This is a genomic window from Seohaeicola zhoushanensis (genome assembly GCF_014656415.1).
In the GTDB taxonomy this organism is placed as follows: Bacteria; Pseudomonadota; Alphaproteobacteria; order Rhodobacterales; family Rhodobacteraceae; genus Seohaeicola_A; species Seohaeicola_A zhoushanensis.
Window position 1 is genome coordinate 247507 of the sequence record NZ_BNCJ01000004.1, and the last position, 25829, is coordinate 273335.

At 66.2% G+C, this 25829-nt stretch carries 25 protein-coding genes and 1 pseudogene; 18 read left to right on the top strand and 8 right to left on the bottom strand.

The features are described 5' to 3' along the window. Positions 1 to 7 precede the first annotated feature (7 nt). Together IE266_RS10830 and IE266_RS10835 are read left to right on the top strand one after the other, a co-directional pair. Positions 8 to 712, top strand: coding sequence for an SDR family NAD(P)-dependent oxidoreductase (locus IE266_RS10830; RefSeq protein ID WP_229864028.1), 705 nt, complete (start codon positions 8 to 10; stop codon positions 710 to 712). A 136-nt stretch (positions 713 to 848) separates the two neighbouring features. Next, complete coding sequence (locus IE266_RS10835; RefSeq protein ID WP_229864030.1) at positions 849 to 1409, top strand: NADPH-dependent FMN reductase; 561 nt, start codon at positions 849 to 851, stop codon at positions 1407 to 1409. 401 nt (positions 1410 to 1810) lie between these two features. Here the strand turns inward: IE266_RS10835 and IE266_RS10840 are convergent, their stop codons facing one another. The 7 genes from IE266_RS10840 to IE266_RS10870 all read right to left on the bottom strand — a co-directional run bounded on the left by IE266_RS10840 (position 1811) and on the right by IE266_RS10870 (position 6791). After that, on the bottom strand, positions 1811 to 2494 hold the full coding sequence (locus IE266_RS10840) for an adenylate/guanylate cyclase domain-containing protein (RefSeq protein ID WP_189680099.1): 684 nt from the start codon (positions 2492 to 2494) through the stop codon (positions 1811 to 1813). Between the two features lie 60 nt (positions 2495 to 2554). Then, positions 2555 to 2839, bottom strand: coding sequence for a copper-binding protein (locus IE266_RS10845; RefSeq protein WP_189680100.1), 285 nt, complete (start codon positions 2837 to 2839; stop codon positions 2555 to 2557). Between the two features lie 11 nt (positions 2840 to 2850). Further along, positions 2851 to 3369 (bottom strand): cupredoxin domain-containing protein, encoded by a 519-nt coding sequence (locus IE266_RS10850; RefSeq protein WP_189680101.1) that lies wholly within the window; start codon positions 3367 to 3369, stop codon positions 2851 to 2853. 25 nt (positions 3370 to 3394) lie between these two features. Beyond that, entirely contained in the window at positions 3395 to 4762 is a 1368-nt protein-coding gene (locus tag IE266_RS10855) for a multicopper oxidase family protein (RefSeq protein ID WP_189680102.1), read from the bottom strand. Next, positions 4759 to 6156 (bottom strand): TolC family protein, encoded by a 1398-nt coding sequence (locus IE266_RS10860; protein ID WP_308434586.1) that lies wholly within the window; start codon positions 6154 to 6156, stop codon positions 4759 to 4761. The genes IE266_RS10855 and IE266_RS10860 overlap by 4 nt, the downstream gene beginning before the upstream one ends. Next, on the bottom strand, positions 6153 to 6371 hold the full coding sequence (locus tag IE266_RS10865; RefSeq protein WP_189680103.1) for a hypothetical protein: 219 nt from the start codon (positions 6369 to 6371) through the stop codon (positions 6153 to 6155). The genes IE266_RS10860 and IE266_RS10865 overlap by 4 nt, the downstream gene beginning before the upstream one ends. 66 nt (positions 6372 to 6437) lie before the next feature. Next, the gene (locus IE266_RS10870) at positions 6438 to 6791 is read right to left on the bottom strand and encodes a hypothetical protein (RefSeq protein ID WP_189680104.1); all 354 of its coding nucleotides are present in this window, start codon (positions 6789 to 6791) and stop codon (positions 6438 to 6440) included. Positions 6792 to 7669: 878 nt separating this feature from the next. Here IE266_RS10870 and IE266_RS10875 point away from each other — a divergent pair. From IE266_RS10875 to IE266_RS10945, 15 genes and pseudogenes are all read left to right on the top strand, one after another. After that, on the top strand, positions 7670 to 7975 hold the full coding sequence (locus IE266_RS10875; protein ID WP_189680105.1) for a hypothetical protein: 306 nt from the start codon (positions 7670 to 7672) through the stop codon (positions 7973 to 7975). Positions 7976 to 8154: 179 nt separating this feature from the next. Next, positions 8155 to 8742 carry an EF-hand domain-containing protein gene (locus IE266_RS10880; protein ID WP_229864032.1) on the top strand — a complete coding sequence of 196 codons (588 nt, stop codon included), beginning with the start codon at positions 8155 to 8157 and terminating at the stop codon, positions 8740 to 8742. 195 nt (positions 8743 to 8937) lie between these two features. After that, complete coding sequence (locus IE266_RS10885; RefSeq protein WP_189680106.1) at positions 8938 to 10323, top strand: MBL fold metallo-hydrolase RNA specificity domain-containing protein; 1386 nt, start codon at positions 8938 to 8940, stop codon at positions 10321 to 10323. Continuing rightward, positions 10320 to 11825: a thymidine phosphorylase family protein gene (locus IE266_RS10890; RefSeq protein WP_189680107.1), complete on the top strand. Its 1506-nt coding sequence runs from the start codon at positions 10320 to 10322 to the stop codon at positions 11823 to 11825. Before IE266_RS10885 ends, IE266_RS10890 begins: the two co-directional genes overlap by 4 nt. Continuing rightward, positions 11822 to 12730 (top strand): ribose-phosphate diphosphokinase, encoded by a 909-nt coding sequence (locus IE266_RS10895; protein WP_189680108.1) that lies wholly within the window; start codon positions 11822 to 11824, stop codon positions 12728 to 12730. Before IE266_RS10890 ends, IE266_RS10895 begins: the two co-directional genes overlap by 4 nt. Beyond that, the gene (locus tag IE266_RS10900) at positions 12727 to 13161 is read left to right on the top strand and encodes a c-type cytochrome (protein WP_189680109.1); all 435 of its coding nucleotides are present in this window, start codon (positions 12727 to 12729) and stop codon (positions 13159 to 13161) included. Before IE266_RS10895 ends, IE266_RS10900 begins: the two co-directional genes overlap by 4 nt. Positions 13162 to 13225: 64 nt before the next feature. Further along, a pseudogene (locus tag IE266_RS10905) lies at positions 13226 to 13790 on the top strand (HAD-IC family P-type ATPase); the annotation flags it as partial. A 654-nt stretch (positions 13791 to 14444) separates the two neighbouring features. After that, positions 14445 to 16502, top strand: coding sequence for a hydantoinase/oxoprolinase family protein (locus IE266_RS10910; RefSeq protein ID WP_189680110.1), 2058 nt, complete (start codon positions 14445 to 14447; stop codon positions 16500 to 16502). Then, complete coding sequence (locus IE266_RS10915) at positions 16495 to 18198, top strand: hydantoinase B/oxoprolinase family protein (protein WP_189680111.1); 1704 nt, start codon at positions 16495 to 16497, stop codon at positions 18196 to 18198. Before IE266_RS10910 ends, IE266_RS10915 begins: the two co-directional genes overlap by 8 nt. Before the next feature lie 41 nt (positions 18199 to 18239). After that, positions 18240 to 19235, top strand: coding sequence for a TRAP transporter substrate-binding protein (locus IE266_RS10920; protein WP_189680112.1), 996 nt, complete (start codon positions 18240 to 18242; stop codon positions 19233 to 19235). Between the two features lie 57 nt (positions 19236 to 19292). Next, positions 19293 to 19808, top strand: coding sequence for a TRAP transporter small permease subunit (locus IE266_RS10925; protein ID WP_189680113.1), 516 nt, complete (start codon positions 19293 to 19295; stop codon positions 19806 to 19808). A gap of 3 nt (positions 19809 to 19811) precedes the next feature. After that, positions 19812 to 21125: a TRAP transporter large permease gene (locus IE266_RS10930; protein ID WP_189680114.1), complete on the top strand. Its 1314-nt coding sequence runs from the start codon at positions 19812 to 19814 to the stop codon at positions 21123 to 21125. 11 nt (positions 21126 to 21136) lie between these two features. Continuing rightward, a complete protein-coding gene (locus IE266_RS10935) occupies positions 21137 to 21880 on the top strand; it encodes an SDR family oxidoreductase (RefSeq protein ID WP_189680115.1) in 744 nt (247 codons plus the stop codon). After that, entirely contained in the window at positions 21877 to 22899 is a 1023-nt protein-coding gene (locus tag IE266_RS10940; RefSeq protein ID WP_189680116.1) for a Gfo/Idh/MocA family protein, read from the top strand. Before IE266_RS10935 ends, IE266_RS10940 begins: the two co-directional genes overlap by 4 nt. A gap of 35 nt (positions 22900 to 22934) precedes the next feature. Then, positions 22935 to 23666: a GntR family transcriptional regulator gene (locus IE266_RS10945; protein ID WP_189680117.1), complete on the top strand. Its 732-nt coding sequence runs from the start codon at positions 22935 to 22937 to the stop codon at positions 23664 to 23666. Here the strand turns inward: IE266_RS10945 and IE266_RS10950 are convergent. After that, positions 23640 to 24467 (bottom strand): LysR family transcriptional regulator, encoded by an 828-nt coding sequence (locus IE266_RS10950; RefSeq protein WP_189680118.1) that lies wholly within the window; start codon positions 24465 to 24467, stop codon positions 23640 to 23642. The two genes, IE266_RS10945 and IE266_RS10950, sit on opposite strands and share 27 nt — an antisense overlap. A gap of 118 nt (positions 24468 to 24585) precedes the next feature. Here IE266_RS10950 and IE266_RS10955 point away from each other — a divergent pair, with 118 nt between their 5' ends. Beyond that, entirely contained in the window at positions 24586 to 25827 is a 1242-nt protein-coding gene (locus IE266_RS10955; protein ID WP_189680119.1) for an FAD-dependent oxidoreductase, read from the top strand. Positions 25828 to 25829 lie beyond the last annotated feature (2 nt).

Consider the following 25829-nt stretch of genomic DNA (forward strand, 5'->3'; position numbering starts at 1 on the left):
GAAAGTGATGTGGGTCGTCGGCGCCAGCGGGGCGATTGGCGAAGGCATTGCGCGCCAACTCCTGGACCAGGGCGCAACGGTTGTCGCCTCGTCACGCTCGATCGAGACGAAGGGCCCGGCGATTGAAGGGGCCGATCTGCTGAACGTGGATGTCAGCAGCATGGAGGCCGCGATTGCAGCCGCCGACGAGATCGTTCGCCGCCACGGGCGGCTTGACGGGCTTGTCGTCACGACCACCTTGCCGATCTTCGGCGATTTCCTCGACCTGACCGACGAAGACTGGGGGGCGGTCCTCGGCACCAAGCTCATGGGTTCCGTGCGCCTGACCCGCGCCGTTGTGCCCCACATGGCCCAATCGGGTGGCGGCAGCGTCGTGCTGCTCAGCGGCGGCGGCGGCAAGAATCCGTCGCTGCGGCACCTGCCGGGATCGGTGGCAAACGCGGGTGTCAACCTGCTGGCTCAGGGCCTGGCAAAGCGCTTCGGCCCCGACAAGATCCGGGTCAACGTCGTCGCTCCCGGACCAATCGAGTCTCCGAGGCTGGAGGCGATCAAGAAGGCGAAAGGGCCCAGTGTCTTCACCGCCCTGGGTGGCGCCGGCCAGGTCGAAGACGTCAGCGAGGCGGTGGCGTTCCTGTTGTCCGAAAAGGCCAAATACATCAGCGGCGCGAACATCTCGGTGGATGGCGGCGGCCGTTTGGCCGATCCGGCGTGAACCGGAACGACGGGGGCCCGGCCGGCAAATCGCCGCCGGGGCCTCGCCAGGATGAACCCCCGGCAATGCTGCCTGCCATCGCTGGACGGGGCAGGAGCATTGCCGCGCGCGACAGGTCAACAGGAAAGGAATACCCATGAAGCTCGGGATCATTATCGCCAGCACCAGGCCGGGCCGCACCGGCCCCAAGGTGGCGCAATGGCTGTTCGATGCGGTATCGGCGCATCAGGCGGTGGAGCCGGAGATCCTCGATCTTCTGGATTTCGACCTCCCTCTCTTCGACGAACCGAAGCACCCCCGCCTTGGCAACTATGCACATGCGCATACGTTACGCTGGGCCGAGGCGGTTGGCCGGAACGATGCCTTCGTCGTCGTGACACCCGAATACAACCACATGCCGCCGTCGAGCCTCGTCAACGCGGTCACCTTCCTGGGGCCCGAGTGGGGCTTCAAACCGGTAGCGATTGCCAGTTACGGGGGAGTGTCCGGCGGGTTGCGTGCCGCGCAGCAACTGAAATTGCTGCTGCTGGCGGTCAAGGCAGTGCCGATTTCGGAAGGCTTGATCATCCCGACGGTCGCGAAGCAGGTCGTTGAAGGCGCATTTGTTCCCAATGAACTTCAAATTGAATCCGCGGACACCTCGGTTGCTGCGCTGGTGAAGTGGAACACCGCGTTGGCCCAATTGCGGACCCGCTAAACGCCGGAGCGAAACGCTCCAAAAGCGATGGGGCAAGGTCGGCCTTTCGGGTTGGACGATCAGCCGTGCGTGTGGGTGGGATTTCCCTTCTTCCGCGCACGGCTGCGCCATGTCTTGGGGGATGCCATTGCCGTGGTGGTATGCAAGTCTCTCCGACGCCTGCCCAGACCTTAGGACAGACCCCGGCGGATGGTTGGTGAAAGCTGACCTGAGACCCGTATCTTCCTCCACCGTGAGTTCGCATCCAGTCGAAGGTACGCAGAGGCCTGATTTAACCTTGTGAGTCGTATTCCGCTTTGCGCGCCAGCGCCTTTCTGCTCCTTAACTCCAAGCCATAAAGTCCACCCGATACAGCAAACCGAAACTCTCGAGTCTGTTCGCGTTTATTTGCCGAATCCGGATCAATCGCGCGCAACGGATGGCAAGGGGTAGGCCCAAGGCGACCTGGCAAATGCCGCGGCGCATTGGGCCGAGCAGAACCAGGGTTGATCCGGCGCATCGCGTCCAAAGGGTGCGAAGGGTGCCAGCATCTTGCAGACCGGGTCGATCCACGCGGGATCGGGAGCAGGCGCCAGATACAGCTCGTAAAGCGCCAGGGGCGCGGGAAGCGACCTGATCGCCGTTGGGCCCAGGGCACGCATGGAGATGCCTTCTTCTTCCGCCATCTTCGCTATGGCTTCGGTTGCGAGGAGTTGACCGGGACCTGCCAGCGATGCAACGCGAGCGGCGATGTTCACGGTCGATCCGAAGAAATCGCCCGCTCTTTGCAGAACCGGACCGTGATGGACGGCCACCCTGGTGAGCGGAAGTCGCGGTTGCTGGCGGCAGGCCGAAAGCAGGCGTCCAAGGGCTCCGAGTGCGGTCATGGGATCGGGAAACACCAGCATCACCTCGTCGCCCATCCATTTGACTGGCGGGGCATGACCCTCGATGGCGTCGTGGACGAGTGCCTCGAAGGTGGTGAGCAACGCCAAGGCCGCCTCGTCACCGTAGATGTCGGTGATCGCGCTGAAGCCGGCCAGGTCGATGAAGGCAATCGTGACCGACGTCGCTGGCGTTGACCTGTCGTGTTCCGACACATGCATTGCGAGGCTCCGGTGCTGCCGCTTGGGGGCATGATAGCCCATGCCCCCGGTGCAGTGCTGTCAATTGTCCTTGTTCAACTCGGTTACCGTGAGCTTGCCGTTCACGCGGTCGGCGACGAAGGTGATCTCGGCGCCTTCGGACAGACCGTCGAGCATCGACGGGTCCGCCACCTGGAACACCATCTTCATCGCCGGCATGTCGAGGCTCGTCAGGGCCTCGTGGTCGATGGTCACCTTGTTCCACTTGGTGTCGATCTTGGTGACGACGCCCTTGGTCAGGTGCGTATCGGCGAAGGCGGGAGCGGCAAGGGCCATCAGGACCGCAGCAAGGATCGTGGTTTTCATGTGATTCTCCATCAGTTGACGTGAAGCGGGCCGTGCATGCCGGCATCGTGATGACCGGGGATCAGGCAGGCATATTTGAATGTTCCGGCCTCGCCGAAGGTCCAGAGGATCTCGCCGGTTTCACCGGGGCGCAGGCGGACCGCGTTGGGGTCGTCGTGCTCCATCTCGGGGAATTTCTCCATCAGCGCCTTGTGCTCCTCGATGGCGTCGACCGTGTCCATGACGAACTCGTGGTCGGTCTCCCCGGCGTTGGTGATCTTCAGCCGCACCGTCTCGCCGGGGGCGAATTTCAGGTCGCCCGGTTCGAAGATCATCCGGCCGTCCTCGGTCTCGCGCATGGTGATCTCGATGGTCCGGGTCGGCGCGGCCTTGGCGGGCTGGCCAATCTTCATCATGGCATGATGGCCGCCATCCTGTACGTGGCCGGCCTTGTCATGGCCATGCCCGCCGGCATGGGTGCCGGCCGCCAGGGCGGCGCTGGGAAGCGCGATGGCCAGGGCAATCGTTCCGAGAAGAGGTTTGATCTGCATGGGTCGTTTCTCCTTTTTCATTGCATCATCCCTTGTGCGACCCGTGTCCGGGCCGCGGTGTGAGGATCGTTTTCGGGCTGTCGTTCCGGGCATGGTCTGGCAGTTCCCCCGTCCATTCCCAGGCCTGGGTGCCGGGCGGGTTCTCGTACCAGCCGGGGTCCGAGTAATCGTCGGCGGCGATGCCTTCGCGCACCTTCACGACCGAGAACATGCCCCCCATCTCCAGCGGGCCGTAGGGGCCCCAGCCGGTCATCATGGGGACGGTGTTCTCGGGGATCTCCATGCTCATCTCGCCCATGTCCGCCATGCCCGCGGTGCCCATCGGCATGTAGCCCGGCTGCTGGCGGCGGATCATCTGCGTCAGCCGCCGCTTGTCCGCCCCGATGAAGGTCGGAATGTCGTGCCCCATCGCGTTCATCGTGTGGTGGGACTTGTGGCAGTGGATCGCCCAGTCACCGGGATGCACGGCATCGAACTCGTAGGCGCGCATCGCGCCGACCGGAATGTCGATCGTCACCTCGGGCCAGCGCGCCTCGGGGCGGACCCAGCCGCCGTCGGTGCCGGTCACCTCGAAGTCATAGCCATGCATGTGGATGGGATGGTTGGTCATGGTGAGGTTGCCGACCCGCACCCGGACCCGGTCTCCCAGCGACACCACCAGCGGGTCGATGTCGGGGAAGATGCGGCTGTTCCAGGTCCACATGTTGAAATTGGTCATCTCTGCGACCTTCGGAACATAGGTGCCGGGGTCGATGTCGTAGGCCGCCAGCAGAAAGGCAAAGTCGCGGTCAACGGGCATGAAGGACGGATCGCGCGGGTGCACGATGAACAGGCCCATCATGCCCATGGCCATCTGCACCATCTCGTCGGCGTGAGGGTGGTACATGAAGGTGCCGGACTTGATGAGGTCGAACTCGTAGACGAAGGTCTTGCCCGGCGGAATCGCCGGGTGCGATAGCCCGCCGACGCCGTCCATCCCCGAGGGCAGGATCAGCCCGTGCCAGTGCACGCTGGTGTGCTCGGGCAGGCGGTTGGTGACATAGATGCGGACACGCTCGCCCTCGACCGCCTCGATGGTCGGGCCGGTGGACTGGCCGTTATAGCCCCACAGCCGGGCGATCATGCCATCGGCCATGACGCGCTCGACGGGTTCCGCGACCAGGTGGAACTCCTTGACGTCGCCGTTCATCCGCCAGGGCAGCGACCAGCCGTTGAGCGTCACGACGGGGTTGTAGTCGAAGCCGTCCGCGGGCCGGGGCGGCACCTGGGTGTAGGGGCTGTCGGTGCTCGCCGCTTCCGGCAGGTCGCGGAAGCGGGTCTGCGCCGCCGCCGCCGAGGCGAGGACCGCACCGGCCCCCACGCCGGCGCTCAGCAGGTTTCTGCGTGTGATCATCCGTCTTCTCCCGTTGCCGTGCCGCCCCAGACGACGGCCCTGGCGTCGGCGTCCGCCAGCCAGTAGTCGCGCCGCGCGGCAGCCGCGTTCAGTTGCGCCTCGAGCCCCTCGCGGGCGTCGGCCAGAAGTTCGAATGTCGAGGTGAGCATACCGTTGTAGCTCTTGAGCGCCTCCTCATCGATGGTCCGGCGCAGCGGCAGCACCTGCTGCTGCCAGTGGCGGGCGATGGAATGCGCTCCGGTGATCGCCGCATGCGCCGACCGCGCCTCCGAGCGCGCGTTGATCGCGTCCTGCGCCAGGATGTTCGCGGCGCGCATATAGGCCATCTCGCCCCGGCGCTGGTTCAGCTTGCCGGTATCGTAGATGGGGATCGCGAAGCCGACCTCGATCATCGGCGATTTCTCGGTTGTTCCGCCGTCGCGCTCCGCCTCGCCACCGACCGCCAGTTCGATGTCCGAGAGCATCCGGGTCGACTGGGCCAGGCGGTGTTCCAGCGCAATCTGCTCCAGCTCCAGCCGGCCAGCGGCGAGGTCGACCCGGTTGGCAAGGGCCAGGCGCTCCAGGTCGCTCCGCGCCGGAACCCTGGCCGGCAGTTGCGGCAGGCGGTCGGGGACGTAGAACCGGATATCGGCCCCCCAGAGGCCCATCAGCCGGGTCAGCTTCTCCTTGGCCAGCTGCGCTTCGAGTTTGGCGGCGGCTTCTTCGCCGGCGAGTTCGGCGGTGAAGACATGTTCGCGGGCCTGGTCGGCCTTGTTCATCGCCCCGGTGCGGCCAAGTTCGGCGGCCAGTTCCGAGGCCGCGTCGGCGGTCTCCTGGGCCTGGCGGACCAGGGCGGCGGCCTCGAATGCTCCAACCGCTTCGACCCAGGCGCGACGTGTCTGATGCGCGATGGCGAGGGCGGTGCCGACGGCCTCCAGCTGGGCGGCCCGGAACTCCAGCTCGGCCTTTTGCGAGCGCGCCTTCTGCGTGGCCGCGTCGAGAAGCGAGCCCATGAGGGCGACTTCCAGCGTCCGCGTCGCGGCACTGGGGCCGAGGTTGGTGACGCTCAGGCTCAGGGTCGGGATCGGGCCAAGCGCGGTTTCCCAGAGGTCCGCCGCCGACAGGCCAAGCTCGGCATATGCGGCCTGCAGGCGGCGGTTGTTGATCAGGGCCACGCGCACCGCCGTCTCGGCGCTTATGGATTTGCCCTGGACCAGCGCCCGGACCTTGGCCTGGCTGGCCTCTACATCGGCCGCGCTCTGATGCCAGGCAGTTTCCGCCCCCGTTGCGCGGCGCGTCGTTTCCGCGACCAGGGCAAAGCCGGCCCGCGGCGCGCTGGCGGTCGAGACCAATGCGGTATCGGCGCAGGCCGCGAGCACTGCTGGTGCGCCCAGCGCGATCAGCAGGCGCATCATTTCGTCGCCTCCTTCTGCGCATCGTTCAGGCTGCGCCAATCGCCGGGATCGGTGATGGGACGGGGGGTGTGCCGGACGTTGGGGCCGGTCGTCGCGGCGCGGACCCCAGCCACGGGATCTGCAGCGGCGGCCAGGGGCGCCGGCAGGGAAAGCTCGGCCAGCGGCCCACAGGCGGCGGCGAGCAGCGGCAACAGGGCCGCAGGTATCAATCTCATTGTTAGGCTCCGCGTTCGGATCGTCGATACCGGCCGTTCAGGAACGGCCGACAGGTTATCGAACGATCAGAAGCGGGGCGGCTTCCTTAAGCCCTGCGGCTCCCAATTCTGAGGAGACGGCGAGGCGGAAGGCGGCAAGGCAAGGGGGCGAAGATCGAATGAGATCAGCGAAAGCGCCGGCATTCCGGGCAGGGCAAGCAAGCAGGCATGGCTGGCGCAATGTTCGGCTTTTGGCTTGGCCTTGGCGGCCATTTCGCTGTCGTGTTCGTGCCCGTGATGATCGGTGTGCGCGTCGGCCTGATGAACGATATCGGCCGCGCCGCACGAGAGCATGGCCGATGCATTCGCAGGGTTGACGAAGGCCGCCGCCATGAAAAGCATCATGGCGAAAAGGCCCAGGAACGACTGCAGGCGCTTCATCATGGGTTCTGGATAACCAGCGGCAACCGGCCCGGCAAGTCGCGAAAGCGTGAGGAGGCCAGGGCGATCACGGCGGGACGCGCCGAGTTGCCACAACCGCGTGGATGCGGCGCCGAGGCAGGCGGTTCCGCGCGGAAGTCGCCGCTCAGGTCGCCGTCGCGCCGCGGCTCTCGGTGTTGCGCTTGCTGTCGTCTGGGGCTTTCCATACCGGCTTCCATTCCGAACTGAAGCGCAGGATGCGGGTTCCAGCAGGTGGAAGGTCAAGCGTTTTGTTCATTGAGTGCTGGAAGTAGGGATACTCGCTGGCAGGGCTTTGGCCGGATCTCGACCGGGTCGTATTTCCGCCAGCTACACAGGCCAGATTTCGAACGCGGCCCGCGCGCTCGTATTGATGCATGCGGCCGAGCGTCTAAGCCAAGTGTAGGTTCTGACATCAAACCAGCCATTGAACGGTGGGGAATTGAGCTGCGTACATTGCCTTGGCCAGCGACTGGCCCTGCGGCACCGACACGTCAACCTGCAGACGTTTCCCGACAATCTCTTCTGGCGTATTCCTTCATCTTCCGACTGGGGTCCTGACCGGAAAGTTCGCATGCCGCCCGGACCAGAAACAGGGTGAGGTCCCATGCGCCGTTCCACTCAGACCTGAATTGATGCGCTGACCAGACGGAACTCGGAAGTCGGCCGAAGCGGCCGGACCATTGTTCCTTCCGCCATTCACGGCCGCTTCACACTATGGTTACGTACAGGGATGCTTCTTTTGATGTGAATCAATGTGTGACTTTATCTGTGTCGCATGATGGCAGGATCAGGAGGCTTGCCATATGAACAGATCCAGGTGGAGATTGCTGTTGCAGTCGGCGACACGGGGCCTGGCGATGGTGCTGATCCTGGGATCGATCGCTCTGGGAGGCATGGCTCACGCGCATGAGCAAGGTGTCGGCCACCCTGAATATGCGAGGCCTGTCCTTCATCATTCGCCCGATCCATTCGTTGCCGAAAGCCACAAGAGTTCTGCCTCCCGTCATTGCGCTGGGCCATCAGCCTGTCACGTCCTGTTTCTTCCTCAGGTGTGGAACGACCTGCCGGAGCCGGAAGGAGAAGATGTGTCAATCGTGGAACTGAGCCACGCCGAGGCGCCCGCTCCGGTTTACAGCGTCTTCCACCCACCCCGGCAGAAATGAAGCTGCGCCGCTGAGCTGGTCCCGATCGGAGACCTCACTCGCCCCATCGTGACGATATGTCTTCGGCGCAATCGCTGCCGACGACCAGGCATTGGGGCAGCGGCGGGTTCCCAAAGAATAGAAGGCCCGGCGCCTGTCGCGCCCGCCTCTCCGAAACCCCGTAAAACGAGGATCCTACCATGAAGACGATTACGACACTCGCCACCGCCATCGCCATTTCGCTGGTTTCCCCCGCCGTGGCCGAGAACCATCACGGCCACGGCGCGCCATCCGGCACGGACAGGGACGACGGCCCGATGCGCGACCGAGGCGACATGATGCAGGACATGATGGGAATGATGATGCCAATGATGATGCAGATGCACCGCCAGATGATGTCCGATGGGATGCGCGGTCCGGGTGATGGCGGCGGCATGTCCATGATGGATGGCGACATGATGCGGATGATGATGCACGGCGGCGCCAAGGGCGACCCGATGGCCACGATGCGGGCGCGCCTGACCGAGTTCGACGCCGACGGCGACGGCACCCTGTCCCTGTCCGAGTTCGAGACCCTGCATGCGGCGATGATCCGCGAGACCATGGTTGACCGGTGCCAGCATCTGGACGCTGATGGCGATGGTCGCATCACCGCCGATGAAATGGCGGCCCCGGCCAGGCGGATGGAGATGCGCGGGATGAAGCCGGGCGGACCGGGCATGATGGGCGGACCGGGCATGATGGGCGGTTCGGGCATGATGGGCGGGCAGCCCCCGTTCGGGAACTGACATCCTGCGCCGGCCCTGGGTGTTCACCTCGGGCCGGCCCCAAACCGGCCAGGAGGAGAACATGACGCCACTGACAGTCTCATCCGCAGGAGCGGCCCCGCCACCGCCGGCGGCATGGCCAGGATTTCGAACCCGGTTGCTGGAGCTGCCTGCCAGAGGTTCCAACTGCGCCGCCCAATCGCGACGGAGGCCCGCATGACCCGCATCTCGGGCCCCACCCTCCGCTTCCTCGGCGCGGCCGGCACCGTTACCGGGTCGCGTTACCTGGTCGAAGCAGGGACCCGCCGCATCCTGGTCGATTGCGGTCTGTTCCAGGGCTTCAAGAACCTGCGTCTGCGCAACCGCAAGCCGTTTCCGGTGCGCCCTGCCAGTATCGACACGGTCCTGCTGACCCACGCCCACCTCGACCATAGCGGCTACCTGCCGGCGCTGGTCCGCAATGGCTATCGCGGACGGATCCTCTGCACCGAGGCAACCTCGGAGCTCTGCGGGCTGATCCTGCCCGACAGCGCCCACCTCCAAGAGGAAGAGGCGCGTTACGCCGCCCGAAAGGGGTTTTCCCGGCACCGGAAGCCGACGCCGCTCTACACCCTGAAGGACGCCAAGGCGGCCCTGCTCAGGATCGACACGACGCCCTTTCACCGGCGCATCGACCTCGGCGGAGATATCGTGGCGACCTTCATTCCCGCCGGTCATCTCCTGGGAGCTGCGCAGATCCGCCTCGAGCTGGGCGATATCTCCGTTCACTTCACCGGCGATCTCGGCCACGACCGCGATCCGCTGATGCGCCCGCCGGACGCCTTCGAGGGCGCGGACGTGCTGGTCTGCGAGTCGACCTATGGCAACCGCAAGCATCCCGATATCGACTCCGAAGCGGAACTGGCCCCGATCCTGAACCGCACCTTTGCCCGCGGCGGCACCGCCCTGATCCCGGCCTTTGCCGTCGGACGGGCGCAGGGCCTCATGTTCCATATTGCACGCCTGATGGCGCGCGGCGATATCCCGCGCGTTCCAGTCTACCTCAACAGCCCGATGTCGGTGGACGCGACCGAGATCTACCACCGCCACCACGACGAACACCACGTGCCCTGGGAAGATTGCCAGGCCATGTTCCGGCTGGCCAGGCGCGTTCGCACGGTCGAAGAATCGAAGGCGCTCAACACGCGGCGGGGCCCGATGATCATCATCTCGGCCAGCGGTATGCTGACCGGAGGCCGCATCCTCCACCACCTGGTCAGCTTCGGGCCGGATCGGCGGAACACCATCCTGCTGTCCGGCTTCCAGGCCGGCGGCACGCGCGGCGCGGCACTGGTGGACGGGGCGAAAAGACTGCGGATGTTCGGGCAGGAGATCCCGATCGAGGCAGAGGTTGCCCAGCTTCAGAGTTTCTCGGGCCACGCCGATGGCGACGAAATCCTGCAGTGGATGCGCGGCGCGTCCCAACGGCCGGCGATGACCTACGTGACCCATGGCGAGCCCGCGGCCTCGGACATCCTGCGCGGCAGGATCGAACATGAACTCGGCTGGCCCGCAAGGGCCCCGGAACATCTGGAAACCATCCGCCTGGACCGCCCGCGATGACCGACGTGCTTGCCCTGATCCCAGCCGGCATCGATACCTATCGCCAACCCGTGGTCTACATGACCGAGGATTGCCACATCTGCCGCGCGGAGGGTTTCGTCGCGCAGACCCGCGTCCGCATCGACCTGCGCGGCCGCTCGATCATCGCGGAGCTGAACGTGGTGACGAAGGGCGCGTGGCTTCCCAGCGATCACGCTGCCCTGTCGATGTCCGCCTGGACCGCGCTCGCGGCGCGGGAGGGGGATCGCGGCAGGTTTTCGCACCCTGAACCGGCGCCATCGGCCTCGCAGATCCGCGCCAAGGCCTATGGCGCGCGCCTGACCGCGGCCGACTTTACCGCCATCGTCCAGGACACGCTCGCCCACCGGCTGTCGGATCTCGAGCTTGCAGCCTTTCTGACCGCCTGCACCGGCGACCGGCTGGACGAAGCGGAAACGGTCGCTCTGACCCGCGCGATGCTGGAGGCCGGTGACCGCCTCGATTGGGGCAGGGCGCGGGTTCTGGACAAGCATTGCGTCGGCGGGCTGCCGGGAAACCGCACCTCGCCTATCGTCGTTGCCATCGTCGCGGCGGCGGGAGAAATCATTCCCAAGACGTCGAGCCGGGCCATTACCTCTCCCGCAGGTACAGCTGATACGATGGAGGTGATGACCCCCGTCGATCTCGACGAAATGGCCATCCGCAAGGTTGTCGAGGCCGAGGGTGGCTGCGTCGTCTGGGGCGGGGCGCTGAACCTCAGTCCGGCAGACGACCACTTCATCCGGATCGAACGACCGCTCGACCTTGATTCGACGGGGCAACTGGTGGCCAGCATCCTGTCCAAGAAGGCCGCCGTGGGGTCGAACCACGTCTTGATCGACATGCCGGTCGGTCCGACTGCCAAGGTGCGCAGTCACGTGGCCGCCGCGGCGCTGGGCGATCGCCTCGTCGCGGTGGGCCACCACTTCGACCTGAATGTAGTGCTGCACGTCAGCGACGGCAGCGGCCCGGTCGGGTATGGCATCGGCCCGGCGCTGGAAGCAGCGGACGTTCTGTCGGTCCTGCGGCGCGAGGCGCGGGCGCCGCAAGACCTTCGTGCGCGCGCGCTCGACCTGGCAGGCGGCCTGCTCGACATTGCCGCCGGCACCACGGGCGCGGGACGCGGCATTGCCGAAGCGATCCTCGACAGCGGCGCGGCCGAGGCAAAATTCATGGCGATCTGCGACAGGCAGGGCGGGTTCCACGAGCCGAAGGAGGCCCCGGAACGCGCCGAAGTGCTGGCGCCGCATGGCGGCACCCTGCGGGCCATCGATAACCGCCTCATCGCCCGTATTGCCAAACTCGCAGGAGCGCCGCGCCAGAAATGCGCCGGGGTCCGGCTGCACGCGCGGCCGGGCGAGACCCTTGCGCCAGGTCAGCCGATGTTCACGATCCATGCCTCGACAAAGGGCGAACTGGCCTATTCCCGCGCCTATGCCGAGTTGCACCGCGAAGTCATGACGATAGCCGAGGGGCCACCATGATCTTCGTAGCTTTCCCCGAAATGCTGCCGCTGGCACAGGCCATTGCCCGGCATTTCGGCGGAACGGTTCTGGCATTGAACTGGCACCACTTTCCGGACGGCGAGAGCCTTGTCACCCTGCCGGAGGGGCTGGATGGTGCCGAAATCGCCATCGTCATCAACCTGCGCGATCCGGACCGCTCCGCGCTGCCGCTGCGCTTTGCCGCCGAAACGGCGCGCGAGCTGGGGGCAGGCCGGGTCGGGCTGATCGCGCCCTACCTCGGCTACATGCGCCAGGATCGCAGGTTTGCGCCGGGCCAGGCCATCAGCGCGCCGCTCTTCGCCAGGTTCCTTGGCGAGAGTTTCGACTGGCTGATTACCGTCGATCCGCACCTGCACCGGATCAAAAGCCTGAACGAGGTGTTTTCGGTTCCCGCCATTCGGGTGGCGACGGCACCGCTGATTGCGGATTGGATCGCCAGCGAGGTTCCCGACGCGGTCCTGATCGGGCCTGATAACGAAAGCCGGCAATGGGTTGCCGAGGTTGCGGCAATGGCAAGGCGTCCATTCGAGGTGCTGGACAAGCAGCGCAGCGGTGACCGGTCCGTCGAAGTGACCCTCCCCCGTGTTGCGGACCTGGGCAGCGGCACGCCAGTTCTCCTCGACGATATTGCCTCCTCGGGCCGGACCATGGTCCGCGCGGTCGACCGCGTCCTGGCGGCAGGCGGGCGGGCACCGGTCTGTGTTCTCATCCACGCGGTCCTTGCGGGCAGCGCTTTCGAAGACATACTCACTGCGGGTGCTGCACGCATCGTCACGACCGATACGATCCCTCACGCGTCCAATGCAATTTCGATTGCCGGAAGCATTGCAACCGCCCTGGCGCAGGTTGCCTCGAATTCAATAACTCAGGAACCGAATACATGACTTCAGCCAAGCTTTATCTCGCCATTGCAGGGCTCGCGATCCTGGGGATCGGTGCGTATTTCGCCCTCCGCCCGGCTCCACCGCAGCGGTCCGCGCAGGTCTTGACACAGGCCGAATTTGTCATGCCCCAGCTTTCGTCGGAGGCGCAGGAGGGCGAGCGCTATTTCAACGCGGTTTGTGCCACCTGCCATGGCCAGAACGGCCTGGGCACCGATCAGGGGCCGCCCCTGATCCACGACATCTACAATCCCGGTCACCACGCCGATCAGGCCTTCATGATTGCCGCCATGAACGGTGTGCGGCAGCATCACTGGCCGTTCGGCAATATGCCGCCGCAGAAAGTGACCAGCGGCGAGGTGGCGCGCATCATCACATACGTCCGCGAGATACAGGAAGCCAACGGCATCACTTATCGCCCCCACAAGATGTAAGTCGAAACGACGAACGACAGCCCCGAAAGGTCCGAAATCCAAACGACGATCTGGACCTGCCCGAGGCACGCCCGTCGTGCTCTGGTGCGGCTGGAATTCGTTCCGCCGCATGAGCCTCAACATGTTCTCCCTGATCGCGATGGGCGTCATGGCTCTTCAGCGTCCTGGCCCTTCTTGGCATGGCCGCCAAGACTGCCCACATCATCCGCGCTGACGGCAGCGAAGCGGAAATTCCGCTGGAGGATGTGCAGGTCGGTGACCGGTTGCGTGTTCGACCCGGCGACAAGGTTCCGGTGGACGGTGTGGTCATCGAGGGCCGCTCGTCGGTGGACGAAAGCATGATCACTGGCGAACCGGCACCGGTCGAGAAGGTCGCCGGCGAGCCGGTCACTGGCGCGACCATCAACGGCACCGGCTCCCTGGTAATCGAGGCGCGTCGACTAGGCGCCGACACGATGCCGAGCCAGGTCGCCGAGATGGTCACAAACGCACAGCGAAGCCGCGCTCCGATCCAGAAATATGCCGACCAAGTTGCGGGTTGGTTCGTGCCTGCCCTGATCGGGGTTGCGCTCCCCGCGTTTCTTGGCTGGGCGCCATGGGGGCCGGCGCCCGCCTTGCCCTACGCGCTGAACAGATGTGCCTTGGGTTCGGCTGGCAGACCCATAGTGGGCGGGCAGCAATACCGGGGTCGCGGAAAGCGGGCACGAGGTGCAGCGGGAGACCGGCGGGAAGGGCTCGGTCTTCCGGCTGCGAGGCTGACCAGGATGGGAGGAAGGTGAAGTCGTACCGGAAGGCCGGTGCCGGCATCGCAGCGCTGGAATCGGCGAGTGCCGCTGATTTGCGGCGCTTTTGGGTGGAACAAATGGGCGGGCCACCATCGGCACCCTGCTTGCCGATGCGAATCTGAGCAACGTCGATCCATGGGCCTGGATCACCGATGTTCTGCAGCGAATGACCGATGATCATCTGACCAATGCATCGATGACCTCCTGCCCTGTAACTGGCAGCCCCGCTCGAACTGACGCCACGACCTGTCAGAAATGGACGCTTGCGAAGGATCGGAAGCCTGCCGGTCCAGTAGTTGTTCGGCCGCGACGATCCACGGAGCGCCGTCCCGGTCGGTACTTGCTGCAAAGGGATAGTCCCGGAAAACCGGCCGCCAAACTCGCCCAAGAATCTGGCACCTCGGAGGTCTCAGGGTAACCCGGCAAGAATTTGTTTGGAATTTCGGCATCCAAAATGGATACTGAAATGCATCGAACATGATTCGCAGGGGATACGCGATGCTGGACAGCGACCGAGGCCAGGGATGGATCGTCGGGGTCGACGTAGGGGGGACCTTCACCGATTTTTCGGCGCGCAACGTGCGCAGCGGTGCGATGGTGGTGCACAAGCGGCCTTCGACGCCGGCGGACCCGTCCGAGGCCATCATCAACGGCTTTCGCGAATTGCAGGAGAAGATCGGGCTGGATGGCACCGCCGTTGACCGCTTCGCGCATGGCACCACCGTCGCCACCAATGCCCTGCTCCAGCGCAAGGGGGCCGAGGTCGGCATTGTCACCACCCGAGGGTTCCGCGATCTGCTCGAAATCGGGCGCCAGGTCCGCCCCTCGATCTACGATCTGCAGATTGATGCGCCGCCGCCGCTCGCCGCGCGCCACAACCGGCTCGAGGTCACCGAGCGGGTGGGCTACGACGGCGGCGTGATCGCCGAACTCGACGATGCAGCCATCGATGCGCTGATCGAAGAGATCGCCGCGCTCGACGGTGTTCAGAGCCTCGCGATCTGCCTGCTCTTCTCCTTCATCAACCCGGACCACGAACAGCGGATCGCGGCGGCAATCCGGAAGGCCCGGCCCGATCTCTATGTCTCCATCTCGTCCGAGGTGCAGCCCGAGTTCCGCGAATACGAACGCTTCTCGACGGCGCTCATCAACGCCTTTCTCCAGCCCGAGGTCAGCCGCTACATGGACCGGCTCCAGGCGGCGATCGGCGGACTCGCTCCCAATGCGCGGTTCGGCATCTTCCAGTCTTCGGGCGGGCTGATGTCCGTCGCCAAGGCCGCGCAGTTCCCGGTCCGCACGGCCCTCTCGGGGCCGGCCGCGGGCGCCGTCGGCGCCGCGGCATCAGGAGCCGCCTCGGGTATCGGCAACCTGATAACGCTCGATATCGGCGGTACCTCGACCGACGTCTGCCTCATCCGCGACGGGCGCACCGAGATCGCCCACGTGCGAGAGATCGCGGGCTTCCGCATCCGCCTGCCGATGGTCGACATCCACACCGTCGGCGCGGGTGGCGGCTCCATCGCGCAGATCGGCGCCGACGGCCTGATGAAGGTCGGCCCCGAAAGCGCCGGCGCCGTGCCGGGCCCTGCCTGCTACGGCAAGGGCGGCACCAAGCCCACCGTCACCGATGCCAACGTCTATCTCGGCCGCCTGCCGCTCTCGCTTGCCGGCGGTGGGCTGATGATCGATCCCGAGAAGGCCCGCGCGGTCGTCGAGGAGATCGCCGCGGACCTCGGCGTCTCGCCGGTCCGCGCGGCGCTGGGCATCGCCGGCATCGCCACCTCGAACATGACCCGGGCCATCCGCGCGGTTTCGACCGAGAAGGGCCATGATCCCCGCGACTTCACCTTGATGCCCTTCGGCGGGGCCGGCGGGCTGCACGCCTTCGACGTCGCCAAGGCGCTGGGGATCCGCCGCATCCTGGTGCCGCGGGCGCCGGGGATCCTCTGCGCCGACGGCTTGCTCGAGGCCGAGCTGCAGGAGAACTTTGTCGCCGCCTGCCGTGCCACGCTCGACGCGGCCGCGCTGCCGCGCATCGTCGAGGCGGCGCAGCAACTCGACGAGGCTGGCCGCGCATGGCTGGACGCCGAAGCCGGAGACGCCAGCGACGGGCGGGTGATCCTCTCGCTCGACATGCGCTATGTCGGCCAGAATTACGAACTGCCGGTGGAGTTCTCCGGCGACCTGAGCGATCTGGCCGCGCTGCGCGACGGCTTCCTCGAAGCGCATCTGCGGTCCTATGGCCATGCCGACCCGGACGCGCCCGTCGAGGTGGTGAACGTCCGCGCCAAGGCATTGGCCCGGCTGCTCCAGGGACGGGCCGACGCCACCGGCCCAGCCGAGCTTGCCGCGCCCGTCGGCACGACGAAAGCCTGGTTCACCGAAGAGGCTGCCGTCGACACCCCGATCTACGAGCGCACCGGCATCCCGGTGGGCACCGTGCTCAAGGGGCCTGTCATCATTGCCCAGTTCGACGCCACGACCGTCGTGCCGCCCGGCGCAACGGTGACCGTCGACGCCGCGCTCAACCTCATCATGGAGCTCGCCAATGTCTGAGACCGCAGCACTTGAACGCGCCGGGACGACTCCGGCACCCATTGACCCGATCGAGCTGGAGATCGTCTGGAACGGCCTGAAGTCCGTCGCCGACGAATGCTTCCTGACCATCATGCGTTCGGCCTTCTCGACCAACATCAAGGAGCGTCACGACCACTCGACCGCCATCGCCGACGCGAACGGCCGGCTGATCGTGCAGGCCGAGAACGCGCTGCCCATCCACCTCGCCTCGATGTCCGGCCTCATGGGCCATATCTGCGCGCAGTTCGGCGACGATCTCGCGCCGGGCGACATCTTCATCGCCAACGATCCGCATGTCGCCGGCGGCACGCACCTGCCCGACATCAACCTCGCCGCGCCGGTCTTCGACGGCAAACGGCTGATCGGCTTCGTGGCCAACATCGTGCACCACGCCGACGTCGGCGGGGCGGCGGTCGGCTCCATGTCGGGCGGGCTCGACGAGATCTACAAGGAAGGTCTGCGCATCCCGCTGGTGCGGCTGTTCCGCCGGGGCGAACTGGTGGACGACATCCAGCGCCTGCTGATGCTGAACATGCGCCTGCCCGAGGAACGCCAGGGCGACCTCAACGCGCAGATCGCCGCGGCGCGTCTTGGTCGTCGTCGGCTTGAGGACGTGATGGGCCGGATCGGCGCCGACCGCCTCTGCCGCATCTTCGACGAGATCGTCGAGCGCACCAACCTGCGGATGCGCACCGCCATCGCCCAGGTGCCGGACGGCAGCTACGGCTTCACCGACATGATGGACGACGACGGAGCAGGGACCGAGGACATCCGCATCGTTCTCAAGATCGAGAAGGCCGGCGAAAGGATCTGCTTCGACTTCACCGGAACCGATCCGCAGGTCGCCGGCAACTTCAACCTGACCTTCAACGCCACCCAGTCGGCGGTCTGCTATGCGCTGAAGGCGCTGCTCGATCCCGAGGTGCCGAACAACCACGGTATCTTCGACGCCATCGACATCGTGGCGCCGGAAGGCTCGCTGGTGAACTGCGTCAGCCCGGCCGCCGTCGCCCTGCGCGCCAATACCTGCCAGCGGGTGGTCGACGTGGTCATCGGCGCCCTGGCCGAGGCACTCCCGGACCGCGCGATCGCGGCGGCGAACGGCGCAAACACCAGCGCGGTCTTCGCCGGCATCGACCCCCGCACCGGGCGACAGTATGTCTATCTCGAGACGCTTGGCGGCGGCATGGGCGCGCGGGCCACGAAGGACGGCAAGGACGGCGTGCAGGTGAACATCACCAACACCTCGAACCTCCCCGTCGAGGCCATCGAGCAGGAGTATCCGCTCCGCGTCGAGGGCTATGCGCTGGTCGAGGACAGCGGCGGCGCGGGCCGCCACCGGGGCGGCATGGGCATCCGCCGCATCCTGCGCCCGGTCGATCACACCTGCGAATTCAACGGTGTCGGCGAACGCTTCCGCCATCAGCCCTGGGGGCTCTTCGGCGGCCAGCCCGGCGGCGCCGGATCCTTCGCCATCGAAACGGAAGGCCAGGCGCGCAGGATGCTGCCGCCCAAGGCCTCGACGATCCGGCTGTCGCCCGCCTCGCGCGTGGTGATCGAGACACCCGGCGCCGGCGGCTATGGCCCGCCGGCAGAACGCACGGAGACCGAGAGGGCGGAAGATGCCCGTTCGGGCAAGTTCACCGAAGCCTACATGACCCGCAATTACAAATGAACCAAAGGCGCGGTAAGCCGCGTACCAACAAGGAGATGACCATGAACTTCAAGGCAACTGCATTCCTGCTCGCGACCGCGCTCGGCGGCCTGGGCCTGCCGGCCACGGCGCAGGAGATCTCTTGGGACCTGGCCAACGAATACGGCCAGTCCTCGATCATGGGCGTCGGCGACGAGGCCTTCATCAAGGCCGTCGACGAGCTCTCGGGCGGCACCATCAAGATCACCGCGCATTACGACGGCTCGATCGGCTACAAGTCGGTCGACCAGTTCGACGCGGTGGGGGACGGCGCGATCCAGATCGCCGATACCGTGATGGGCGCGGTCGCCGGCATCGAACCGATATTCCTGCTGTCCTCTCTGCCCTTCATCGCCGGCTCGGACGCCGACGCCAAGCTCTTGTGGGAAGTCGGCCGTCCGCATTACGAGGAGGTCTTCGCCAAGCACAACCAGGTGCTGCTCTGGGCGACACCCTGGCCGCCGTCGGGGATCTGGGCCAACAGCCCGATCACGTCGCAGGAGGAACTCGCCGCGCTGAAGATCCGGGCCTGGGATCCCAGCGGCGTGCGCACCATGAGCAACGCCGGCGCCAATGCCGTGCAGATCAGCTGGGCCGACACCGTGCCGCAGCTGGCCTCGGGCGCGATCAACGCGGTGCTGACCTCGGCCGATGGCGGGGTAAGCGTCAAGTTCTGGGAATTCCTCAACAACTTCACCGCCGTCAACTATTCGATGGCGCTGAACATGACCCACATGAACAAGGACGCCTTCGACAGCCTGACGCCGGAACAGCAGAAGATCGTGCTGGACGCCGCCGAGATCGCCAGCGAGGCCGCCTGGGCCGAGCTGGGCAAGCGGGTGGCCAAGAACTACGAGGACATGCGCGCCAACAACGTGACCATCACCGAAAGCGTCTCGCCGGAATTCCGCGCGGCACTGGTCGCGGCGGGCGAACAGGTCTACACCGACTGGCTGGCCAAGACCGGCGCGACCGGCCAGGAGATCCTGGACACCTACCGCAGCCGCCAGGCCAAGTAAGCATCAAGAGGGCACCTTCGGGTGCCCTCCACATATAAAACGCAGGGAGAACAGGTCATGGTGAAACGTGGCGTCAATGCGGTCTCGGCCTTCTGCTCCGGCCTCGGGATCTGGGTGTCTGCGGGGCTGCTTATCTACATGGTCGTCCACGTGAACCTCGAAATCATACTTCGCAGCTTCTTCGGCAGCTCGACCAACTCGATGGGCGAATTCATCGGCTACGCCATGGGCGCGATGACCTACCTCTCGATCGCCCATACGCTGAAGTCGCGCAAGCACGTCCGGGTCAGCCTGATCCGGGCGCTGCCCAGTCCGCGCCTGGCGGTGGCAGTCGAACTGTTCTGCCTGACGGTGACCTTCGTGATCTTCGCCTTCGTCGCTTCGAACATCTGGACCATCCTGCGCCGCGATTTCCTGCGCGGGTCGGTCAGCCCGACGCTGATGGAGACGCCAACCTGGTATATCGACGCGGCGATCTTCACGGGACTGGTCTTCCTGCTGGTGCAGATCCTGTCCAGCGCCATCGACGCGGTGTTCGACGGCGTTCCCGCCGATGCGGTCGAGGGAGACTGACCCATGGAAAGTCTCTACATCGCCGGCGGCGTCCTCGCCCTCATCGTCTTCTTCCTCGGCCTCGGCGTCTGGGTCTTCGCCGGCCTCCTCCTGGTCAGCATCGCCGGCCTGTCGCTGTTCATCGACATGCCGCTGGCCCGCATCGGCACCATTCTCGGACCGATCATGATCCGCAGCGCCACCGGCTGGGAGCTGTCGGCGATCCCGATGTTCGTCTGGATGGGCGAGATCATACTCCGAACCGATATCTCGACCCGCCTGTTCAAGGGCCTGTCGCCGCTGACCTTCCACCTGCCGGGGCGCCTGCTGCACACGAATATCGTCGGCTCGGCCATCTTCGCCGCCATCTGCGGATCGAGCGCGGCGACCACCGCGACGGTGGGCAAGATCACCGTGCCGGAACTCGACCGCAGGGGCTACTACTCGCCGCTCACCTACGGCTCGCTCGCCGGGGCCGGCAGCCTTGGCCTGTTAATTCCGCCCTCGATCATCATGATCGTCTACGGCGTGGTCGCCGAGGTCTCGATCTCGCGCCTCTTCGCCGCCGGCATCCTGCCGGGCCTGATGATCGCGGGTTTCTACTCGCTCTATGTGATCGCGGTCAGCCTGCTGTTTCCGAAGGTCGCGCCCGCCGACACCGCGCGCCCCTCCGCCGCCGACATGCTGCGCGGCGTCGGCAACCTCCTCCCCATCGGGCTGCTCATCACGCTGGTGCTCGGAGCGATCTATTCCGGCATCGCCACTCCTTCCGAAACCGCTGCGGTCGGCGTCGGCGTGACGCTGATCTACACGGTGGTCACCGGGCAGATGAGCGGCAAGGTCTTCATGGAAAGCCTCTTCGCCTCGGTCCACACCAGCTGCATGATCAGCGCGATCATGATCTCGGCGGCCTTCATGTCCACCGCGATGGGCTTCATGCACGTGCCGCAGGACATTTCCGCCGCCATCGGCAGGTTCCAACTGTCGCCGTACGAGCTGATCCTGGTGCTGACCCTGCTCTACATCGTCCTGGGCATGTTCCTCGAAGGCGTCTCGATGACGGTGATGAGCCTGCCGATCACGCTGCCGCTGGTGCTGGCCGCCGGGTTCGACCCGATCTGGTTCGGCATCTTCCTGATCCTGATGATCGAGCTGGCGCAGATCACCCCGCCGATCGGGTTCAACCTGTTCATCCTGCAGGATCTGACCCGGACCAGCATCACCCGGATCATCTTCGCCGCCTCGCCCTTCTTCCTGCTGATGTGCCTCGGCGTGCTCTGCATCACGCTCTGGCCGCAGATCGTTCTCTGGCTGCCCGACCAGCTCTATTCGAAGTAGAAAGGAACCCCATGTCCCGAAACCGCTTCACCGGCAAGCTCTGCGTCGTTACCGGCGCCGCGGCCGGCATCGGGCGCGAGACCGCGCTGGCCTTTGCCGCCGAGGGCGCCGAGGTCCACGCCATCGACCGCGATGCCGCCGGGCTCGCCGCGCTGGAGAGGGGCGCCGGCATCGTCCCCCACGCCTTCGACATCACCGATGCCGGGGCCGTGGCAGCCTTCCACGCCGCCCTGCCGCGCCTCGACGTCCAGTTCAACTGCGCCGGCATCGTGACCGTCGGCTCCCTGGACGAATGCAGCCGCGCCGACTGGGACCGGGCGCTTTCGGTCAACGTCACCTCGATCTTCCTGATGATGCAGGCGGCGCTGCCGCTGATGATCGCGGGCGGTGGCGGCAGCATCGTCAACATGGCCTCGGTGATCTCCTCGGTCGGCGCGGCGCCCCAGCGCTTTGCCTACGGCGCCACCAAGGCAGCGGTGCTCGGCATGACGAAATCCGTGGCGCTCGACTATGCCGGGCAGGGCATCCGCTGCAACGCGATCTGCGCCTCGGGCGTCGAGACGCCGTCGATGACCGCCCGGATCGAGGCGATGGACAACCCCGACGCCGCCCGCGCCATGTTCTCCTCGCGCCAGCCGGTCGGGCGCATGGGCACACCCGCCGAAATCGCCGAACTCGCGCTCTACCTCGGCTCCGACGCCTCGGGCTACATGACGGGCAGTCACGTCATCATCGACGGCGGGGCCAAGCTGTGAGCGCGCCCCCGGTCAGTGCCGCCATCGTCGGCCTCGGCCGCTGGGGCCGCAACCTCGTCACGGCGGGGCAGGGCGGGCCGCTCCGGTTCACCCACGCGGCAACCCGGACGCCGGGCAAGGCCGAAGCCTTCTGCGCCGAGCATGGCCTGACGCTTCGCCCCGGTCTCGAGGATGTTCTCGACGCGGTCGATGCCGTCGTTCTCGCGACGCCGCACAGCCAGCACGGCGCGCAGGTGCGCGAGGCGGCCGCGACGGGCAGGCATGTCTTCGTCGAGAAACCGCTTGCCCTCACCCTGTCCGATGCCGCCGCCGCCTTCGACGCCTGCGCGGCGGCGAACGTGCGGCTCGCGGTTGGCTTCAACCGTCGTTTCCTGCCGGCCTACCAGTCGCTTGCAGCAACCGTCGCCGAAGGCGGCATCGGCCGCGCCCTGCATGTCGAGGGCAGCTTCTGCGGCCCCTTCGGCTATGACTACCGCGACGACATGTGGCGCGGATCATCGGCCGAGAACCCGGCCGGCGGCATGGCGGCGATGGGCATTCACATCCTCGACGCGATGATCGGCGTGATGGGGCCGGTGGCGCGCGTCTCGGTCCTCAGCCGCCGCCTCGCCGTCTCCAGCCATCTCGACGATACCACCACGGTGCATCTCGACTTCGCTTCCGGCGCCACGGGCACGCTCTCGACGCTGATGGCCTCCGCCAGCTTCTGGCGGCTGCACATCTTCGGCTCAAAGGGCTGGGCGCACATGCCGAACCAGGAGCAGCTGGTCCTCTCGGACCTCGCCGGCAAGCAGACCGAGCAGAGCTTCGGCAAAACCGACACGCTCGCCGCCGAACTGGCCGCTTTCGCCGCGACCATAGCGGATGCGGCGCCCTATCCGGTCACCCGGCAGCAGGCGCTGGCGGGCGTTGCTGCGATGGAAGCGATCGGTCGTTCCGCCGCACAAGGCGGCGCCTGGGTCGAGGTCGACCCGGTTCCGGCGGGCAGGGCGATGGACACAGGCGGGACCACAACTTAACAGTCAGGGGCAAAGGGCAAGGGAAGGAGAGTCGGATGTCGGAACGGGACGGATCCAAGGTCGCGCGGACATTGCGGGACTCGATCCTGCGGCTCGACCTGCGCCCCGGTGAACTGCTGGACGAAGCGGAACTGGCGGACCGGCTGGAGGTCTCGCGCACGCCGGTGCGCGAAGCGATCATCCAGCTCATCGCCGACGGGCTGGTGGTGCGCGAGGGGCGCAAGGCCAAGGTCGCCCCGCTCGATTTCGACGACGTGCCCAAGCTCTACGATGCCCTGCTGATTTCCAGTCGCCTCGTGCATCGGCTTGCCGCCGAGAACCGCACCGAAAAGGACCTGAAAGAGATCGAACGCCACATGCGCGCCTTCGACAGCGCGGTCGCGAGTTGTGACGGCGTGCTCCTCTCCGAGGCCAACGCCGACTTCCATACGGCGATCTCGAACGCGACCGGCAACCGCTACATCTCCAACTTCTACGAGCAGGCGCTGGTCGGCACGATCCGGCTGGCGCGGGCCTGCTTCTCCTATGGGCAGGGCACCGAGGTGGGCGAGAAGGCGCAGGAACTGCACGCGCACCTCGCGACCACCACGGGCGAACACGCCGAGATCTTCGCGGCGATCAAGGCACGCGACGTCGAGGCGGCAGACGCGCTTGCCGTCTCCCATTACAAGCTGACCAAAGCGCGGATCATGAAGGTGATCTTCGATCCGGACCTGGGCCTGGTGAACCTCGGCGACATCTCACTCGACCGCTGGAAAGTGGCCTGACAACCAGCCGATGAACTCGCCGGCGAGGGCCGACCTCGGGCGATCCGGGTTGGCGCGGACCGTCAGCATATGGCCCACGTCCACGGCCGGCCCCAGTTCGAACCCGGCACCGCGCGCGCGGGCACCCAGCGCATAGGGTTCATAGACCACGCTCCGCCCGATCCCCGCCGCCACCAGGTCGAGCGCGGTGACGGCGGTATCGACCCGCAAGGTCGCGCCGGTTTCGCCCGATTGGCCCCAGAGATCCCACAGGGGGTATTTCCCCTGCACCTCGATCCGCCGCTCGGCCTGCGTCGCTCCTGCAAGCACCAGTCGGGCCGGGCCGAGATCGACCGTATCCGGGGCCATCATCCCGCGCTCGGCAATGGCGATGCTGACATCGGCAAGTTCGACGTTGGGATCGGTCCAGATCGCCCCGTTCAGCCGGACCGCCGTCTCCTCGCGACCGGCCAGGAAGCCCTCCAGCAAGGGGGCAAGACACAGGTTCAGGAAGGAGATCGGCGCCGAGACGGTCAGGCTTTGCCGCGCCCTGCGCCCGGTCAGTCCCCGCGTCGAGGCCTCGACCACGTCCAGCGCCTGCGTGATCCCCGGCAGGTAGGCCTGTCCCGCCTGGCTCAGTTCCAACCCATTGGCCTTGCGCAGGAAAAGAGGCCGCCCGAAATACTGCTCCAGCCCCCGGATCCGCTGCGAGATGGCGGCCTGCGTGCAGTTCAGCTCCTCCGCCGCGCGGGTAAAGCTCAGGTGCCGCGCGGCGGCCTCGAAGGCCTGGAGGTAGATCAGATGCGGAATCTGGCGTGCCACGGTGGACCCCTGTTGTCTTTCTTGGTCATAAGCAATTCGATGCCTGAGGGCAATTTTCCATTTCTTGCGGCAAGGGGGTGCCGGGCGGTTCAATGGCGCGAACCAATGGAGCTCGACCATGCCCTTCGCATTGCTCAGATATGGCCTTTCAAAGGGCCACCGGCCGTTTCGCGACATCCCCGCGACACCGGATCTGAAACGGAGCTACGACGTCGTCATCATCGGCGGCGGCGGTCATGGGCTGGCCGCCGCATGGTATCTCTCGAACCAGCACGGCATCCGCTCGGTGGCGGTGCTCGAAAAGGGCTATCTCGCCGGCGGCAACACCGCGCGCAACACCACCACGATCCGCTCGAACTACCTGACATCCGAGTCGATCCGCTTCTACCGCGAGGCGGTCAGCCTCTACGAGAGCATGTCCGAGGATCTCGGCTTCAACGTCATGTTCTCGCAGCGCGGACAGCTCACGCTCGCGCATTCCGACGCGACGATGCGCAGCTTCCACCTGCGCGCCGAGATGGGCAAGCTCGCCGGCGCCCGGATCGAGGTGGTCGACGCGCAGACGGTGCGCGAACTCTGCCCGCACCTGCACATGGACGAAGGCGGCCTGCACGAGGTGCTGGGCGGTCTCTGGCACGCCGACGGCGGCACCGCCCGGCATGACGCGGTGGCCTGGGGCTATGCCAGGGGGGCGGCGGCCAAGGGGGTCGAGATCCACCAGCGCACGACCGTCACCGCGATCCGCAGCACCGGCGACCGGGTGACCGAGATCGAGACGAACCGGGGCACCATCCGCGCCGGTCAGGTGATCCAGGCGACAGGCGGGCTGAACGGGCAGGTGGCCGAACTCGCCGGCATCCGCCTGCCGATCCGCTGCTTCCCGCTGCAGGCGATGGTGACGCAGCCGCTGAAGCCCTTCCTCGATATCCTGCTGTCCTCGGCCAACCTGCACACCTACCTCGTGCAATCCTCGCGCGGCGAGATCGTGATCGGCGGCGGCTCCGATCCCTACCAGCTGGCCTCCACCCGTTCGAGCTTCGACCAGAAGGTGCACCTGGCCCAGGGGGCGCTGCACCTCTTCCCCTTCCTGCACAACGTCAAGCTGCTGCGCCAATGGGCCGGCATCACCGACATGACCCCCGACTACAGCCCGATCATGGGGGCCTCGCCGCTGTCGAACTACTGGCTGGACGCCGGTTGGGGCACCTGGGGGTTCAAGGCGACCCCGGTGGCCGGGAAATACATGGCCGAATGCGTGGCGACCGGAAAGGTGCCCGACATCATCGCGCCCTTCGCCCTGACCCGCTTCGACCGTTTCGCCCTGCTGAACGAGATGGGCGCCACCGCCGCCAGCCATTGAGG

Excerpts from the sequence above, each read along its gene's own strand:
- IE266_RS10900 (WP_189680109.1), top strand. The coding sequence starts at position 12,727 with ATGACTTCAGCCAAGCTTTATCTCGCCATTGCAGGGCTCGCGATCCTG.
- IE266_RS10885 (WP_189680106.1), top strand. The coding sequence starts at position 8,938 with ATGACCCGCATCTCGGGCCCCACCCTCCGCTTCCTCGGCGCGGCCGGC.
- IE266_RS10860 (WP_308434586.1), bottom strand. The coding sequence starts at position 6,156 with ATGATGCGCCTGCTGATCGCGCTGGGCGCACCAGCAGTGCTCGCGGCC.
- IE266_RS10870 (WP_189680104.1), bottom strand. The coding sequence starts at position 6,791 with ATGAAGCGCCTGCAGTCGTTCCTGGGCCTTTTCGCCATGATGCTTTTC.
- IE266_RS10830 (WP_229864028.1), top strand. The coding sequence starts at position 8 with ATGTGGGTCGTCGGCGCCAGCGGGGCGATTGGCGAAGGCATTGCGCGC.
- IE266_RS10910 (WP_189680110.1), top strand. The coding sequence starts at position 14,445 with ATGCTGGACAGCGACCGAGGCCAGGGATGGATCGTCGGGGTCGACGTA.
- IE266_RS10880 (WP_229864032.1), top strand. The coding sequence starts at position 8,155 with ATGAAGACGATTACGACACTCGCCACCGCCATCGCCATTTCGCTGGTT.
- IE266_RS10915 (WP_189680111.1), top strand. The coding sequence starts at position 16,495 with ATGTCTGAGACCGCAGCACTTGAACGCGCCGGGACGACTCCGGCACCC.
- IE266_RS10930 (WP_189680114.1), top strand. The coding sequence starts at position 19,812 with ATGGAAAGTCTCTACATCGCCGGCGGCGTCCTCGCCCTCATCGTCTTC.
- IE266_RS10840 (WP_189680099.1), bottom strand. The coding sequence starts at position 2,494 with ATGCATGTGTCGGAACACGACAGGTCAACGCCAGCGACGTCGGTCACG.
- IE266_RS10875 (WP_189680105.1), top strand. The coding sequence starts at position 7,670 with ATGGTGCTGATCCTGGGATCGATCGCTCTGGGAGGCATGGCTCACGCG.
- IE266_RS10865 (WP_189680103.1), bottom strand. The coding sequence starts at position 6,371 with ATGAGATTGATACCTGCGGCCCTGTTGCCGCTGCTCGCCGCCGCCTGT.
- IE266_RS10890 (WP_189680107.1), top strand. The coding sequence starts at position 10,320 with ATGACCGACGTGCTTGCCCTGATCCCAGCCGGCATCGATACCTATCGC.
- IE266_RS10955 (WP_189680119.1), top strand. The coding sequence starts at position 24,586 with ATGCCCTTCGCATTGCTCAGATATGGCCTTTCAAAGGGCCACCGGCCG.
- IE266_RS10945 (WP_189680117.1), top strand. The coding sequence starts at position 22,935 with ATGTCGGAACGGGACGGATCCAAGGTCGCGCGGACATTGCGGGACTCG.
- IE266_RS10925 (WP_189680113.1), top strand. The coding sequence starts at position 19,293 with ATGGTGAAACGTGGCGTCAATGCGGTCTCGGCCTTCTGCTCCGGCCTC.
- IE266_RS10920 (WP_189680112.1), top strand. The coding sequence starts at position 18,240 with ATGAACTTCAAGGCAACTGCATTCCTGCTCGCGACCGCGCTCGGCGGC.
- IE266_RS10895 (WP_189680108.1), top strand. The coding sequence starts at position 11,822 with ATGATCTTCGTAGCTTTCCCCGAAATGCTGCCGCTGGCACAGGCCATT.
- IE266_RS10855 (WP_189680102.1), bottom strand. The coding sequence starts at position 4,762 with ATGATCACACGCAGAAACCTGCTGAGCGCCGGCGTGGGGGCCGGTGCG.
- IE266_RS10935 (WP_189680115.1), top strand. The coding sequence starts at position 21,137 with ATGTCCCGAAACCGCTTCACCGGCAAGCTCTGCGTCGTTACCGGCGCC.
- IE266_RS10845 (WP_189680100.1), bottom strand. The coding sequence starts at position 2,839 with ATGAAAACCACGATCCTTGCTGCGGTCCTGATGGCCCTTGCCGCTCCC.
- IE266_RS10850 (WP_189680101.1), bottom strand. The coding sequence starts at position 3,369 with ATGCAGATCAAACCTCTTCTCGGAACGATTGCCCTGGCCATCGCGCTT.
- IE266_RS10835 (WP_229864030.1), top strand. The coding sequence starts at position 849 with ATGAAGCTCGGGATCATTATCGCCAGCACCAGGCCGGGCCGCACCGGC.